At 61.7% G+C, this 15383-nt stretch carries 14 protein-coding genes; 6 read left to right on the forward strand and 8 right to left on the reverse strand.

Features of this window, described 5'->3' with window-relative positions; genetic code table 11:
- Positions 1 to 9: 9 nt before the first annotated feature.
- From NKI85_RS21430 to NKI85_RS21450, 5 genes are all read right to left on the reverse strand, one after another.
- Positions 10 to 1149, reverse strand: coding sequence for an ABC transporter ATP-binding protein (locus NKI85_RS21430; RefSeq protein ID WP_352526334.1), 1140 nt, complete (start codon positions 1147 to 1149; stop codon positions 10 to 12).
- A gap of 73 nt (positions 1150 to 1222) precedes the next feature.
- Positions 1223 to 2320 carry a polyamine ABC transporter substrate-binding protein gene (locus tag NKI85_RS21435; RefSeq protein ID WP_352526333.1) on the reverse strand — a complete coding sequence of 366 codons (1098 nt, stop codon included), beginning with the start codon at positions 2318 to 2320 and terminating at the stop codon, positions 1223 to 1225.
- A gap of 352 nt (positions 2321 to 2672) precedes the next feature.
- Entirely contained in the window at positions 2673 to 3626 is a 954-nt protein-coding gene (locus NKI85_RS21440) for a DMT family transporter (RefSeq protein ID WP_352526331.1), read from the reverse strand.
- 182 nt (positions 3627 to 3808) lie between these two features.
- The gene (locus NKI85_RS21445; RefSeq protein WP_352526330.1) at positions 3809 to 4786 is read right to left on the reverse strand and encodes a DUF2167 domain-containing protein; all 978 of its coding nucleotides are present in this window, start codon (positions 4784 to 4786) and stop codon (positions 3809 to 3811) included.
- Between the two features lie 134 nt (positions 4787 to 4920).
- A complete protein-coding gene (locus tag NKI85_RS21450; protein ID WP_352526328.1) occupies positions 4921 to 6372 on the reverse strand; it encodes a helix-turn-helix domain-containing protein in 1452 nt (483 codons plus the stop codon).
- A 237-nt stretch (positions 6373 to 6609) separates the two neighbouring features.
- On the opposite strand from NKI85_RS21450, the gene aceA reads away from it, so the two are divergent.
- Both aceA and NKI85_RS21460 read left to right on the forward strand, forming a co-directional pair.
- A complete protein-coding gene (aceA, locus tag NKI85_RS21455; protein ID WP_352526327.1) occupies positions 6610 to 7899 on the forward strand; it encodes an isocitrate lyase in 1290 nt (429 codons plus the stop codon).
- A gap of 78 nt (positions 7900 to 7977) precedes the next feature.
- Positions 7978 to 8220, forward strand: coding sequence for an SMc00767 family acetate metabolism repressor (locus tag NKI85_RS21460; RefSeq protein WP_352526326.1), 243 nt, complete (start codon positions 7978 to 7980; stop codon positions 8218 to 8220).
- Positions 8221 to 8284: 64 nt separating this feature from the next.
- Here NKI85_RS21460 and NKI85_RS21465 read toward each other — a convergent pair whose 3' ends face one another.
- Positions 8285 to 8746 carry a RidA family protein gene (locus NKI85_RS21465; RefSeq protein ID WP_352777838.1) on the reverse strand — a complete coding sequence of 154 codons (462 nt, stop codon included), beginning with the start codon at positions 8744 to 8746 and terminating at the stop codon, positions 8285 to 8287.
- Between the two features lie 429 nt (positions 8747 to 9175).
- Here NKI85_RS21465 and NKI85_RS21470 point away from each other — a divergent pair, with 429 nt between their 5' ends.
- Entirely contained in the window at positions 9176 to 9565 is a 390-nt protein-coding gene (locus NKI85_RS21470) for an ANTAR domain-containing protein (RefSeq protein ID WP_352526324.1), read from the forward strand.
- A 33-nt stretch (positions 9566 to 9598) separates the two neighbouring features.
- On the opposite strand, the gene NKI85_RS21475 is transcribed toward NKI85_RS21470, so the two are convergent.
- Positions 9599 to 10315 (reverse strand): HAD family hydrolase, encoded by a 717-nt coding sequence (locus tag NKI85_RS21475; protein WP_352526322.1) that lies wholly within the window; start codon positions 10313 to 10315, stop codon positions 9599 to 9601.
- A gap of 168 nt (positions 10316 to 10483) precedes the next feature.
- Between NKI85_RS21475 and NKI85_RS21480 the strand changes: the two genes are divergently transcribed.
- From NKI85_RS21480 to NKI85_RS21490, 3 genes are all read left to right on the forward strand, one after another.
- The gene (locus NKI85_RS21480; RefSeq protein WP_352526320.1) at positions 10484 to 11917 is read left to right on the forward strand and encodes a glutamine synthetase family protein; all 1434 of its coding nucleotides are present in this window, start codon (positions 10484 to 10486) and stop codon (positions 11915 to 11917) included.
- A gap of 128 nt (positions 11918 to 12045) precedes the next feature.
- Positions 12046 to 13332, forward strand: coding sequence for an NAD(P)/FAD-dependent oxidoreductase (locus tag NKI85_RS21485; protein ID WP_352526319.1), 1287 nt, complete (start codon positions 12046 to 12048; stop codon positions 13330 to 13332).
- Between the two features lie 258 nt (positions 13333 to 13590).
- Positions 13591 to 14391, forward strand: a complete 801-nt coding sequence (locus NKI85_RS21490; protein WP_352777841.1) for an SH3 domain-containing protein — start codon at positions 13591 to 13593, stop codon at positions 14389 to 14391.
- 68 nt (positions 14392 to 14459) lie between these two features.
- On the opposite strand, the gene NKI85_RS21495 is transcribed toward NKI85_RS21490, so the two are convergent.
- Complete coding sequence (locus tag NKI85_RS21495; protein WP_352777844.1) at positions 14460 to 15206, reverse strand: SDR family oxidoreductase; 747 nt, start codon at positions 15204 to 15206, stop codon at positions 14460 to 14462.
- Positions 15207 to 15383: the final 177 nt, after the last annotated feature.

A 15383-nucleotide genomic window follows, 5' to 3' on the forward strand; every position in this document is an offset into this window, starting at 1 on the left:
GATCGTCGCCTACCGCGTCAGCACGATGCCGGCGTCGGGGCGGAAAGAAACCCAGGCGCGGTCGTTCCAGTTCAGCGGATCCTCGGTGAGGCGTGCCGCGTTCATGGTACTCGCCCGCACCACCTGACCGTCATCCAGCCTGACGTGATAGACGGTCATGTCGCCGAGATAGGCGATGTCGTAGACCTCGCCCTCGATGGCGTTGACGGCACCGGCCGGTTTTGTGGACGACACTTTGATCTTCTCCGGCCTGATGGCGAAGGTGACGGCAGTCCCTGCGGCGGCACTGCCGGCGTTGTCGGTGCGGATGGTGATGCCGTTGCCGGCATCGATGCTTGCGCTGCCGGCCTCGCCGCGCGCGATCTTGCCGTCAAACATATTCACGTTGCCGACGAAGCCGGCGACGAAGCGCGAGCCCGGCGCTTCGTAGACCTCGGCCGGCGTCGCCACCTGCATCACCTCGCCCTTATCGATGATGGCGATGCGGTCGGCCATCGTCATCGCCTCTTCCTGGTCATGGGTGACGACGACGAAGGTGAGGCCGAGGTTCTGCTGCAGGTCCATCAGCTCGAACTGGGTTTCCTCGCGCAGCTTCTTGTCCAGTGCGCCAAGCGGCTCGTCGAGCAGCAGGACTTTCGGCCGCTTGGCGACCGAGCGGGCCAGTGCGACGCGCTGGCGCTGGCCACCGGACAATTGGTGCGGCTTGCGCTTGGCGAACTGCTCGAGCTTGACCAGTCTCAGCATCTCAGCGACGCGCTTTTCGACATCGGCCTTGCCCATGCCTTCCTGCTTGAGGCCGAACGCGATGTTGTTCTCGACCGTCATGTGCGGGAACAACGCATAGGACTGGAACATCATGTTGACCGGCCGCCGGTATGGCGGAATGCCGCGCAGATCCTGGCCGTCGAGCAGGATGCGGCCGGCGGTCGGCTCCTCGAAACCGGCAAGCATCCTAAGCAGCGTCGATTTCCCGCAGCCTGAGGCCCCGAGCAGGGCAAAGAATTCGCGTTCGAAGATGGTCAGCGACAGATTGTTGACGGCAGTGAAGTCACCGAATTTTTTGGTGACGTTGTCGAACTGGATGTATGGCTTGGCGTTAGGATCGTTCCAAGGCGCAAAATCCCTGCGGATGCTGCCAAGCGATTTCATGTCCCACTCCGTCCTGCTGCTTGCCCCGCGAAAAGCGACCCCGGCAGCCGGCTGCCGGGGCCTAGTCAGGTTGTTATTGGCCGGTGACGATCTTAGTCCAGGTGCGGGTGATGATGCGCTGGGTCTTGGGGTCGTAAGGCGAAACGGTGTAGAGTTTCTGCAAGGTGGCAGCGTCCGGATAGATCGCCGGATCCTCCAGGATCGCCTTGTCGATGAACTGCTGCGACGCCTTGTTGCCGTTGGCATACAGAACGTAGTTTGACGATTTGGCGATCACTTCGGGCTTCATCATGTAGTTGAGGAATTCAAGCGCTTCGGCGACATGCGGTGCATCGGCCGGGATCGCCATCTGGTCGAACCACATCTGGGCACCTTCCTTCGGCACGGAGTAGCCGATCTCGACGCCCTGCTTGGCCTCTTCGGCGCGGTTGCGGGCCTGGAAGACGTCACCCGACCAGCCGACCGCCAGGCAGATGTCGCCATTGGCCAGGGCGTTGATATATTCGGAGGAGTGGAACTTGCGGACATAGGGCCGGACCTTCAGCAAGGCTTCTTCGGCCTTGGCAATATCGTCGGCGGACGTGCTGTTCGGGTCGAGACCAAGATATTTCAACGCCGCCGGTATGATGTCGGCCGGTGAGTCGAGCACATAGACACCGCAGTCTTTCAGCTTGGCCAGACTTTCCGGATTGAAGAACACATCCCAGCTGTCGATCTTGTCGGTGCCGAGCGCTGCCTGCACCTTCTTGATGTTGTAGCCGATCCCGACCGTGCCCCACATGTAGTTGATCGAATATTCGTTACCGGGGTCGTATTTGGCGGTTCGTTCCAGAACGGTGTCCCACATGTTGGAAATGTTGGGCAGCTTCGATTTGTCGAGCTTCTGGAACACACCTGCCTGGATCTGGCGTGCGAGGAAATTGCCGCTGGGCACGACGACGTCGTAGCCGCTGCCGCCGGCGAGCAGTTTCGTTTCCAGGATCTCGTTGGAATCGAAGGTGTCGTAGACGACCTTGATGCCGGTTTCCTTGGTGAAGTCGTCGATGATCGAACTGTCGATATAGTCGGACCAGTTGAAGACGTTGACGACACGGTCCTCGGCATGCGCGCCCAAGGTGAAAACTGCCAGAAACGCCGAAGTCGCCGAAAGCCAGAGCGCTTTGCGGGTCATGCTATTCTCCTTTGATGAGTGTTCCGTCGCCAGCTCGTCGCGGCGTTCGCGCGGCTGGGCATTTGCTTCAGGGTATTGAGCTTGCAGGCAGGCGACAAGCGCGAATTGCCGGCGCCATTATGGTTCGGCGACGAGGCGACAGTGAAGACTTGGCGTGGCGTTGGTGGTGTTCCGGGGCCGTCAGAAGCTTTCGCTACGGCGCAGGCAGGGAGACGACGATGTTGTCCGGCCTCGATGCGGCCGGCATGGAGACTTGGCAAGATACGCCTGTCTTGTTGTTGCCGTGACCGCAGCCTGCCCGCGCGGCTGCGACATTGTCAATGGTTCATCTCGCTTTGGCGCGCTCGCCGCATCAATTAGGCGACGGCACACCGGTGACGCCCGCCCGCCCCGGCCGCGTCTGGCGCTTGAATTCGAGCCCGATATGGACGAGCAGCGCGGTGACGACGACCGCACCGCCGAGGATGGTGCGCGCCGACGGCACCTCGGAATGGATGAGCCAGACCCAGATCGGGCCAAGGATCGGTTCGAACGTGCCGAGCAGCGCCGCCACAGCGGCCGGAACAAGCCGGGCGCCGGTGGCGAAGAAGGCGAGACCGATCCCCAGATTGATCACGCCGAAGGCAAAAAGGAAGCCCATGTCGTGGCTGGAAACGCCCATTGCCGACGTCTGCGATGCCGCGAAGGCGGCCGCCAGCATCGTGCCGAGGCAGGTCGCCGGGGTCATGCGCACATGGGCAAAGCGGCGCGTGATGACGGTGGCGATCGAGAACATGACGGCGATGAGCAGCGCCAGCCCGTCGCCGATCGGCGATACGGCGCCATCGAGCGATTCCGACACCATGATGGCGACGCCGGCAATGACGGCGGCGATCGCCACCCAGGTCGTCACGGCCACCCGTTCGCGAAACAGCACCCAGGCAAACAGCGCCGCCAGAAGCGGCACGCCGGCCTGCATCAAGAGGATGTTGGCGACGGTGGTATAGGCCAGCGCCACTACAAAGCAGGTGGACGCCGTGGCGAAGCAGAACGCGACGGCAAGGCCGGCAAGGCCCATGTCGCGAAACAGCTTCAGCGTGCCACGCCAGCCGTCGCGCCAGACTATGAAGCAAAGCAGAAAGGCGGCCGCCCAGACCGAGCGCCAGAACACCACCGTCCAGCTGTCAGTGTTGTCGATGAAGCGCGCAATGGTGCCGCCAAAACTCCACATTAGCGCCGACAGGAATACCAGCAGGAAGCCGACGCGTTCCCCTTGCGGCGACACGATCGGCGAAGCGGCAACCGGAGATGATGCGGTATCGGTCATGGATGCGACTGTCGGCGAATTCGGAGCAGCACGACATGCAATGGACGACAGAGACGTGCCTCATTCGCGTAACGCAAAGCAGAAGGCCGGGCGTGATCCAGTTCAATGTTCCGTTTGGCGCACTGATGAGGGCGCCTCGCCCTCGCCCGGCGATGATCCGAGGCGACCTGTCGACGATGGCTTTACGACGTGCCCCTGTTGCCGCGGATAAAGCGCCAGAGACCGGCCAGCGGAACCAGCAGGAGCAGGCCAAACTTTTTCAGCGCGATCAGCGCCACGACCAGAAAACCTGCTTTCGCCGCCAGCTTTCCGGCAATCAGGCCACCGAAGCCAATCGCCGCAACCGTATCGACGCCCGGCACGAAATCGGCGTATGTCTTGCCGGTATTGAAGTCCGCGAGGCCAAGCACTTCATCCAGGCTTTGCCTTATCTCCGGCAATTGTTCCATCGTCGCGATATAGCTCATCACGAAGACGCCCTCCCTGCCAAGGAAACGGACGTCGTAGTTGAGCGTATGGGCGGCATCGTTCCCAAATTGCAGCTCCTTGGCCCAGTGCAGGCGCTTGTGGGCCGCGTCATAAACCGGCGGCGACGCCCAGCCGATCAGCGTAATGGGCGCATAGCCATCCTTTACCCTCTGATCGTTGCCGGACAGAGTGTCTGACTGCATGTTGCGCAGCAGTTCATTGTAATCGATGGACGCGGCGTCGCTGTCGTCGACGTAACCGATCTTTTCCCAGCGCAGCTCTATCCCCCAATTGTTGTCGGCAATGGGATCATGGGAGACTGGAAAGATCATGCCGAGGGCATCGGAACCAGAGTCGGGCGGATTGCCCCAGGCTTTGGTGAGGACGGAGAGCGTGTCCTTCTTGTCCAGAAAATAGAACTTGTCCTTGAGGTCGAGATGGATGCCTTCGGCAAGATTTATCGCGCCGGTCTTCGGATCGATCTTGTCCAGGAACGCCTTGCCGGCATCATTATACTGTTGATAGGACTTGAAGAAATCCGAGGACTTTTCAGCCAATGCGGGATCGGCCGAAAACGCGAGCGCCAAGCCAAACCAAAAAACTGTCCTGCCCATCATTGATCCCCCGACCGTTGCGCAGTTCTTTTTTTGATACCGTACCGTCAATGCTGAATCAATATTCGGCTGAATCAATATTTTGGCTGAGTCAATATTTTGGCTGAACCAATATTTTGGCCGGCAACTGCGAACCAGCTTACTGGTCGCCGCCGCAGGAACAGATGAGGTTCTTCGGTCGAAGATTCAGCCGCAATATTGCTGGAGCCGAATCACTGAAAATCGAAGGCGCTCAGTCCCGTCACCATTTCGTCGAGGCCGAGCGGGCGTGTCACCGGTGGCTCTGCGCGGGCGAGGCAGCCGATGCGTTCGCACAGCCGGCAGGCGGGGCCTATCGGCGTCGCCGCCGCCGTGGCGCTCTGTCCGGCCTTGCCGATAGCGGCCGGCCCCGGCAACGCCGCTCCGTAGACGACTTCGTCGCGAAAACCGATGTCGCAGCCGAGCAGCAGCGCCGTGCGGCGCGGTCGCTCGGCAAACGAGCCCTGCGGCCCTTCGAGCGTGCGGGCAATGCAGAGAAACGCTGCACCATCTGGCATTTCCACCGCCTCGACCAGGATTTGGCCGGGCTGACCGAAGGCGGCATGGACCGGCAGCTTCGGACAGCCGCCACCGAAACGGCTTTGCGGAAAGCCGTGGCCGCCCGCCTTGCGAAAGCGATTGCCGGCATTATCGACCTCGAGCATGAAGAACGGCACAGCCAGCGCACCCGGCCGCTGCAGGGTCGTCAGCCGGTTGGCCGCCTGCTCGAAGGAAACGCCGAAGCGCGACCGCAACATGTCGATGTCATAGCGGGCGCGGACCGCTGCGGCGTGAAAAAGCTGATAGGGCATCATCAGCGCGTGCGCGGCATAGCGGCCGAGCTCGAAACGGGCGAGCCGGCGGGCTTCGTCCGTGGTCAGCTTCAGCGCCTGGATTTCGGCAGCGACAGCGACACTCATGCGGATCAGGCAGGCCTCCATCGCCACCTCGCGCAGCTGATCGAATGGCGACAGGCGTTCGGACAGGAACAGGCGTTGCGAGTGACGGTCATAGCGACGGCGCCAGTTGGGCATGGTGGCGACCGGCAGCACCTTGACGACGATGCCGAACTCACGCCTCAGCCAGGCCTTGAGCGCACTGAGCAGATCGTCGCCGGGATCGAGCACCGAGGTGAATGCCTCGGCCTCCTCTTCGAGTGGCGCAAAATGGTTCGGCCGGCGCTCGAAAATCTCGTGCACTTCGTCGATCGGCAGGCGGGCGCCTGAGAGCGCGGTCGCTTTGCCGTCACGCGCGAGAAGCTCGTTGAGGTCGGAGAGCCGCTCGGCCTGCTCGCGATAGGCGCGAAACAGCTTTATGACAGCAGCGGAGGCGTTGGGCGCCGCCTCGGCAAGCTCGATGAGCTCCTGATCGCCCGGCAGTTCGCCGGCCAGCAGCGGATCTGAAAACACTTCCTTCAAGTCGGCAACCGACCCCCTCGCCTCGCCTTGCAATTCGTGCGGGTCGACCTTGTAGACGGATGCCAGTCTCAGGATCAGCTGCACCGTCAGCGGCCGCTGGTTGCGCTCGATGAGATTGAGATAAGACGGCGAGATGCGGAGCCCTTCGGCCATCGCCGTCTGGGTCAGGCCCTTGGCGTTGCGGATGCGACGAATGCGCGGTCCGGCGAAGATTTTATGGTCGCCCAATCGACTGTCCTTGACAGGAATTTACATCCACCGATGGCATGACGGTCTTTACAATCATGACAGATTTACAGCTCTCATCGGTCAAACACAACACAGGTTTTCCCTTATTTTGCGGCCTATTCTGAGGTTTATCTCGCTTGTCCTCGTCCTGAAATGTAAATGGTGTCACACACGGCGCACGTATTTCCCTGTGCGGCGTTTTCCGAAACCGGCATCGAAAACCGTTTGGAGCGACCAATGACCGATTTTTACAACCTCGTCCCCTCGGCGCCGCAAGGCCGCTTTGACGGTATCGAACGGCCCTATTCGCCGGAGGACGTGAGGCGGCTGCGCGGCTCGATCCAGATCCGGCAGAGCCTCGCCGAAATGGGCGCCAACCGGCTGTGGCAGCTCATCCACGAAGAGGATTTCGTCAACGCGCTCGGTGCCATGTCGGGCAACCAGGCGATGCAGCAGGTGCGGGCCGGGCTGAAGGCGATCTATCTGTCCGGATGGCAGGTCGCCGCCGATGCCAACACCGCTTCCGCCATGTACCCGGACCAGTCGCTCTATCCCGCCAATGCAGCGCCCGAACTGGTCAAGCGCATCAACCGCACCCTGCAGCGCGCCGACCAGATCGAGACGTCCGAAAGCAAGGGGCTGTCGGTCGACACCTGGTTCGCGCCGATCGTCGCCGATGCGGAGGCCGGCTTCGGCGGGCCGCTCAACGCCTTCGAGATCATGAAGGCGTTCATCGAAGCAGGGGCTGCCGGCGTCCACTACGAGGATCAGCTGGCTTCGGAGAAGAAATGCGGCCATCTTGGCGGCAAGGTGCTGATCCCGACCGCCGCACATATCCGCAACCTCAACGCGGCGCGGCTTGCCGCCGACGTCATGGGCACCCCGACGCTGGTCGTGGCACGCACCGACGCGGAAGCGGCAAAGCTCTTGACCTCCGACATCGACGAGCGCGACCAGCCCTTCGTCGATTATGGTGCCGGCCGTACCGCGGAGGGCTTCTATCATGTCAGCAACGGCATCGAGCCCTGCATCGCCCGCGCCGTCGCCTACGCGCCCTATGCGGACCTGATCTGGTGCGAGACTTCCAAGCCCGATCTGGCGCAGGCCAGGACGTTTGCCGAGGGCGTGCGCAAGCACCATCCGGGCAAGCTTCTCGCCTATAATTGCTCGCCGTCTTTCAACTGGAAGAAGAACCTCGACGACGCGACGATAGCGAAGTTCCAGAAGGAACTCGGCGCCATGGGTTACAAATTCCAGTTCATCACGCTGGCCGGTTTCCACCAGCTCAATTTCGGCATGTTCGAACTGGCCCGCGGCTACAAAGAGCGGCAGATGGCGGCCTATTCGGAACTGCAGGAAGCTGAATTTGCCGCGGAAGCCAATGGCTACACCGCCACCAAGCACCAGCGCGAGGTCGGCACCGGCTATTTCGACGCCGTCTCGATGGCGATCACCGGTGGCCAGTCTTCGACCACGGCCATGCATGGATCGACCGAGCACGCCCAATTCAGGCCGGCGGCGGAATAGCGGAATAGCAGACAAACAGAGGGAACGCCCAAACGGGCATGGCAACACAACAGGCATGGCAACACAGGGAGAAGACCAATGGCATCGATAAGCCGCGTCAAGGAACGGGCCGAAGAGCAGGCCACCAGCATGAATGTCGACCAACAGGCGACCATCCGCATGCTGGCGAATGACCTGCACAGGCTCAATCAGTCGGTGATGAAGGCTGTCGAGGCTGGCGTCTCGGTCGAGCTGGTGCGCTCAGCACGGCACCATGGCGGTGACGGCAACTGGGGCGACCTGCTGATCCCGGTGATCGTCACGCAACGGAGCCACGGCTGATGAACTTCTACAGCGCCGCGCCTTTTGAACGCATGCTATCGCACCTCACAAGCCGCGGCTCTGCCTAGTCCGGCAGAGCCGCGAGTGCAACAATTTCAATGACAAGGTCGGGATGCGCAAGCGCTGCAACTCCAATCACTTCCGAGGGCGGCGGGTTGTTGTAGCTGCAGTGCTTCGGGCAGTGCTCGGCAAAGAACTCGTCCAAGATGTCCAGGCGAAAATTGGGAGAGCTCAGAACACCGCCATCGGGAAATGGTCCCTTAACGAAGAAGCTCAGCCTGATGAGATATTCGAGTGCACTGCCGAGCTCCTCCAGATCTGATTTGATGTTCGTGAGAATTTCGCGCCACTGCGCGGCTGCATCGCCGACGGCGCCACCTCCGCTTTTGCCGATCGGATCATAGTTCTCGGCGGTCGCAGTGTTTCCGGAAAGGTAGACAAATCCCTTTGCGCCGGTAACGACCGTACCCTTTCCCCACGGCATCAACCGGCCATTTTTAAATTTCTTGTGAGTCACGAGGTCCATTGTCATCCCCCTCGCTCAAAGAGACGTGCTTAGCCAACGAGGAAGGATAGTCCGGCGAGGCGATACGACAAGCTCGCGACCGACTTGCCTCGCCTTCGTCCAACCTGCGTCAATCCTGCTGTGGCTGCGAGTTGATGCGTTCGCGCCTCAAAGCCAAACTTCGCTGAGGCCTGCCCAGTTGTGGGGTCGACTTTGCCTTTCCAGCGGCGGCAGAGAACAGCACTTAATTTTAATTTTAGTGTTTCTTGCGATATTCTCCTCATGTGCCATTTCAGCTTGACATGAGCAGCGATCTCACGCCAATTACCCGTCAAGTTTCAACCCTGCATTGAAACATTGAACAACGGCCTGCCCTCCATGTGCCCAGCGAATCGCGATATCGACACTGCAAAACAGCTGGCTTTCGGTAGCCGGGACGTGGAGACCGGGATGCGCCCGGATTTCTCGCGGGTGCTGGTAGTCGGAAAATCACCGATCAACCGGGTCGTGGTTTCGAAGATCGTGGAGCGGTCCGGCCTCAAACCGATCTCGGAAACTCCCGAAACCGCGGCAAAGGCCTTGCACGCACTGGTTCCCGGCACTGTCGTTCTCGACGGCGGAGCGGAGAACGGGGACTGCGACGCCTTGCTGACGGGCATCGATGCACTGCGGAGGGCGTCAGGCAAATCGCTTCCGTCGGTAATCCTGCTTTCAGTCAAGACCGGCACTCCGGAGACCCTGGGCCTGTCGAGCGTCATCGATGCGGTGGTCGTCAAGCCGATCACCACCGAACGGCTGCAGCCGGTGATCGACCGGCTGGTCGGGCTCGGCCGCAACTGACCTCTTACCGCGACGCGTCGACTGCAGACCTGATCAATCAATCTCGCCGATACGCTCGATCAGGCCTGGCAGTTCACCGAGATTGGCTATCTGGCGAAAGCGTGGTGCCGTGACCGGCGGCTCGACATGTTCCAGCACCCAGGTCAGCTCATGCGGCACGTGGATGCCCCAACTGCCCGCTTCGATGGCCGGCACGACGTCCGATTTGAGCGAGTTGCCGACCATCATGCTCTTTTCCGGGCCATCGCCGTGGCGGCTGAAGATGCGGCTATAGGTGGCAGCGCTCTTGTCGCTGACGATTTCGACCGCATGAAACAGCTCGCCCAGTCCGGATTGCGCGAGCTTGCGTTCCTGGTCGAACAGGTCGCCCTTGGTGATCAGCACCAGGCGGTAGGCGCCGGCCAGCTTTTCCACGGTTTCGCGCGCATGGGGAAGCGGCTCGATCGGATGGCTGAGCATCTCGCGGCCCGCGGCGAGAATTTCGGCGATGGTTGAGGCCGGCACCTGGCCTTCGGTGACCTCGATCGCCGTCTCGATCATCGACAGCGTAAATCCCTTGATGCCGAAGCCGTAGACCGCAAGGTTGCGCTTCTCGGCCTCCAGCAATCTTGCCGAAATCCGGTCCTCCTCGGCGCGGTCGGCGAGCAGCACGGCAAAGCGCTTCTCGGTCATGCGGAAGAACTGTTCGTTCTGCCACAGCGTGTCATCGGCATCGAAGCCGATCGTCGTCAGTTTGCGGTTGTGTTGCATTCGGTGTGTTCAATTGCGGCGTTGCGGGAGGCCGACCCTAGACCAGGATGTTTTTATCCGGAAGCCGTTCTGTTCCCCGGGTATCGAGGCGGGACGCCAGCCGGCTGCCCTTCCCTTTCGTGGCCGGCAACGGCTATACTCCACAATCTGCAACAAATCTGGTGATTGATGCCGCCTGCAAAAAAGGAAGTCCGTCCGTCGAGCCGCGGAGGACGCGCCCGCACGCCTGCCTTCGTGAAAAACCAACGCGGCGTCAAGAACTGGAAGGAAGTCAGCGCCTGGCTGGAATGGCGCGGCATCGAAGACATCGAATGCATCACACCCGACCAGGCCGGGGTTGCGCGCGGCAAGATGATGCCGTCGAAGAAATTCACCTCCAACACCTCGCTGGCGCTGCCTTCGGCGGTGTTCATGACAACGATTTCCGGCGGCTACCCGGAGGACGGCAACGGCTTTCACTATCCGGAGGACGACGGCGACCTCAAGCTGATGCCTGATCTCTCGACGCTGACGGTGGTGCCGTGGGAGGAGGACCCGACGGCGGCGGTCATCTGCGACCTCGTCCACCAGGACGGCCGCTCGGTCGAATTCACACCGCGCAACGTGCTGAAGCGTGTGCTTGCCGCCTATGACAGACGCGGACTGAGACCGGTGGTGGCGCCCGAGATCGAGTTTTACCTGGTGCGCAAGAATCCCGATCCGGACTACCCGCTGACCCCGCCTGTCGGACGCTCCGGGCGGCCGATCGGCGGCGGCGCCGGCTATTCGATCGCCGGCGTCAACGAATTCGACGAACTGATCGACGACATCTACCATTTCTCCGAAAGCCAGGGCCTGGAGATAGACACGCTGATCCACGAGGAAGGCGCCGGCCAGCTCGAAATCAATCTGCGCCATGGCGATCCGATCGAGCTCGCCGACCAGGTGTTCATGTTCAAGCGCACAATTCGCGAGGCGGCGCTGAAGCACGAAATCTACGCCACCTTCATGGCCAAGCCGATCCAGGGGCAGCCCGGTTCTGCCATGCATATCCATCAATCGATCATCGACAAGAAGACCGGCAAGAACATCTTTTCGGCGGAGGACGGCTCGGAGACCGACGCCTTCTTCCACTTCATCGGCGGCATGCAGAAACATGTGCCGAACGCGCTGGTGATGTTCGCGCCCTATGTCAATTCCTACCGGCGGCTGACGCAGGCGGCCTCGGCGCCGGTCAACAACAAATGGGGCTACGACAACCGCACCACCGCCTTCCGCGTGCCGCGCTCCGACCCGGCAGCGCGGCGCGTCGAAAACCGCATCCCTTCCTCCGACGCCAATCCCTATCTGGCGCTGGCCGCATCGCTCGCCTGCGGGCTGATCGGCATGACCAACAAGATCAAGGCCGAGCCGCCGGTACTGACGACCGCCAATGAGGATGAGATCGACCTGCCGCGCGGCCTGCTCGAAGCCGTCGACCTGTTCGAGGCCGACGAGGAACTCTGCGCCCTGCTCGGCAAGTCGTTTGCCGCCACCTATGCGGCGATCAAGCGAGCGGAATTCGAGACCTTTATGGAAGTGATCAGCCCATGGGAGCGGGAGTATTTGCTGCTGAATGTGTGAGTGGCGACTTTGTCGCGTGAATGGTGAATAGTGAATGGTGAATAGTTTCATATTGGACGGATGAACGCAGACAGTGCGCTTTCGCAAAGCCGTTCACCATTCACTATTCACCATTCACTGGCGTTCCCATGTCCTACCAATCCCCAATCTCCCCCGGCCGCTCCTGGTACGAGGACACGGCCGGGCCAAGACGAGAATATCCGGCGCTCGACGGCGACCGGACGTGCGATGTCGTGATCGTCGGCGGCGGCTTTACCGGCCTGTCGGCTGCGGTCCATCTCGCCAAGACAGGCGCGGATGTCGTTCTGATCGAAACGCATCGTTTCGGTGACGGCGCATCGGGCCGTAATGGCGGCCAGCTTGGCACCGGACAACGGGCCTGGGCAGAGGAACTTGAGGCGGAATACGGCTTTTCCCGCGCCAAGGCGCTGTTCGACCTGGCCGAAGAGGCCAAGGCGCATCTCCTCGACTTCGCTGCCGTCAACCAGATCGAGATCGACTATATGCCCGGCCAAATGTCGGTGGCGCACAAGAAGCGCTATGTCGACGACTATAAGACGCATGCCGAGATCATGGCGAACCGGTTCGGCTATCCGCACATCTCATTCATGGACGCCGCGGAGACCGCCGAGCGGCTGGGCTCGACGCATTATTTCGGCGGCACCCGCGACACAGGCACTGGCCACATCCATCCGCTGAAGCTGGTGATCGGCACCGCAAAAGTCGCGGCAGAGGCCGGCGCAAAGCTGTTCGAGCAGACGCCGTCGACCGGCGTCACCTCCGACGGCGGCAAGGTGAGGGTGACGACGCCGAAGGGTACGATCACCGCCGGCAAATGCCTGATCGGGGTCAATGCCTATGGCGGCACGCTCGAACCGGTGAGTGCCGCGCATATCATGCCGATCGGTTCCTTCATCGGGGCGACGGTACCGCTGGGAGCCGATTCCAAAGTGTTGCCGGGTGGCGAGGCGGTCGACGATTCGCGCTTCGTCGTGCGCTATTTCCGCAAATCGAAGGATGGGCGGCTGCTGTTTGGCGGGCGCGAGATCTACGCGGTCAACGATCCCAAGGACATCCACATTCACATCCGCCGGCAGATCGCCGAGATCTATCCGGCACTGAAGGACGTCGAGATCACCCATGGCTGGGGCGGCTATGTCGGCATCACAATGCCGAGAAAACCGTTCGTGCGCGAAGTGATGCCCAATGTGATCTCGATCGGCGGCTATTCCGGCCACGGCGTCATGCTGTCGAACTTTTTCGGCAAGCTTTATGCCGAGACGGTCGCCGGCAACCGCGACCGGCTGAAGCTGATGGAGGATTTGAAGATCCCACCCTTCCCCGGCGGTCGGCGTTTCCGCGCGCCACTGCTCTTTCTCGCGCTCAACTGGTACGCGTTGCGGGACAGGATTTAACCAGACGTTGCAGAATCCTTAACCAGAGCGCAGAATTCGCGCCAAGGGCGCAGTGATGCCACAATCGCGGGCGAAAGAAGGTGCTCGTGGGCAGCTGAACGGGGAATTTTTGCGGGTCTGCCCGCTTTTGGTTTGGGACCGATGCCGATCGATTGCCGGCTCTCCGGCATGGGTCGTAAGAACATCGGCCCGCAAATGGAGGTGGCAAGAGTGAGAGAGCCCTTCAGTTTCGGCGCGCCGGAACGACGGCGCCTTGCGATGCAATTCGGTTATGATATGCGGCCGACGTTCTGGCAGGGGGTCCGGTCGAACGCGCATCTGGTGATAGCTGCGCTTGGCACGGCAGCTCTGCTCGGCGTTGCCGCGGTGGCGCTGTGGCTGGCATTGCCGGCAAATGAGCGACAGGCGGCCGCGAGCCCGGAGCAGACCGTTCCGACCATTCCGGTCAAGACGACGAAGATCGCGCCTGCCAAGGTTGCTGCGGCGCCGCGGGCGACGGGCAAAGCCGACGCGGTTTCCTCGGCGGTGGCCGCCGCGGAAGCCGAGATACCGGCGCTGGCTCCTAACGATCCACGCTGGACGGGGCCAAAGACCACATCAGCGGCCGCCACGGCAGCATCCGACCAGTTGGCAAGCCAGACCGAGCAGGCGGCCGACAAATCGTCTGCGGCGGCGGCATTCGCCGACCCGGCAGCGAAACCCGACGCTGCAGCATTGTTTGCCAAGGTGGCGGCTCCCGGCAGCTCGACGAAAAACGCCGGGCCCGACGGCGCGCAGACCGCCGCCATCCCCACGCCCAAGCCGCCGGCAGCGCAGTCCGCGAGCGAAGACGACAACAGCAGCACCAAGACAAAATCCGGGAAGGCGAACGCTGCCGGTACCGGACGCATCCTGAGATCAGTCACAATGCGGATCGGCCCGAAGAAGAATGCGGCCGCCATTCTCACGGTGCCTGCCAAGACCTCGGTGCAAGTGATGAGTTGCAAACAATGGTGCCAGATCGTCTACAACGGCAAGCGCGGCTGGGTCTACAAGAGCTACATCAAAACCGGGGCGTAAGGCCGGCAGAGCGATCGCGGCTCGGATCGCTCCCCGTCAGTCCGGCTTTCGCCGGATGACCGGACTGTTCAAATGCAGCGCCCGCCGTCGACTTCCAGCGCCACGCCGGTGATGAAAACCGCCTCGTCCGATGCGAGCCACAGCGCAGCATTGGCCACGTCAAGCGGCGTCGAAAGCCGGCCGAGCGGGATCGATGCGCGGAACTTCTCGCGGATTTCGAGTGTGTCGGCGCCCATGAATTTCTCGAGCATGCCGGTCTCGCCGGCAACCGGGCAGAGACAGTTGACTCGGATGTTCTTCGGCGCGAGCTCGACCGCCATCGATTTGGCCGCGGTGATCGCCCAGCCTTTCGATGCGTTGTACCAGGTAAGACCAGGCCGCGGCCTGATACCGGCCGTGGAGGCCGTCGTCAGGATGACGCCGCCGCCTTGCCGCTCCATGATTGGCACCACGGCCAGCGCGGCGTGGTAGATCGCCTTCATGTTGACGGAAATGATCAGGTCGAAGGTCGCCTCGTCGACTTCCAGCATGTCACCATTGCGATGAGTGTAGCCGGCATTGTTGACCATGATGTCGATGCGGCCGAAAGCGCTCATCGCCGCACGGACCATCTCATCGAATTCGGAACGCAGCGAGACGTCGGTCTGAGTCCAGATCGCCTTTTCGCCGATCTCGCCGGCGACGCGCTCCGCGCCCTTGGCGTTCAGATCGGCGACGACTACTCGCGCGCCCTCCTCGGCAAAGCGCCTGGCCATGCCCTCGCCAAAGCCCGAGGCAGCGCCGGTGATGATGGCGACCTTGTTTTCCAGACGCATGCTTTTCTCACTTATCATTGACGACGACCGACGGCAGGTTTGGCCATGGCCATCGAAAGATGTGGGTCCATTGCCGATTTCTCCTTTGGCTTTCGCCTCGATCCCGCTCTATGCTGCACCTGCGAAGGCTCCCAGAAGCATCGCTTGCCGACAAGCCTCCGGGTGGCGCCGGTGTCA

The organism is Mesorhizobium sp. M0571, assembly GCF_040320985.1.
GTDB lineage: Bacteria > Pseudomonadota > Alphaproteobacteria > Rhizobiales > Rhizobiaceae > Mesorhizobium.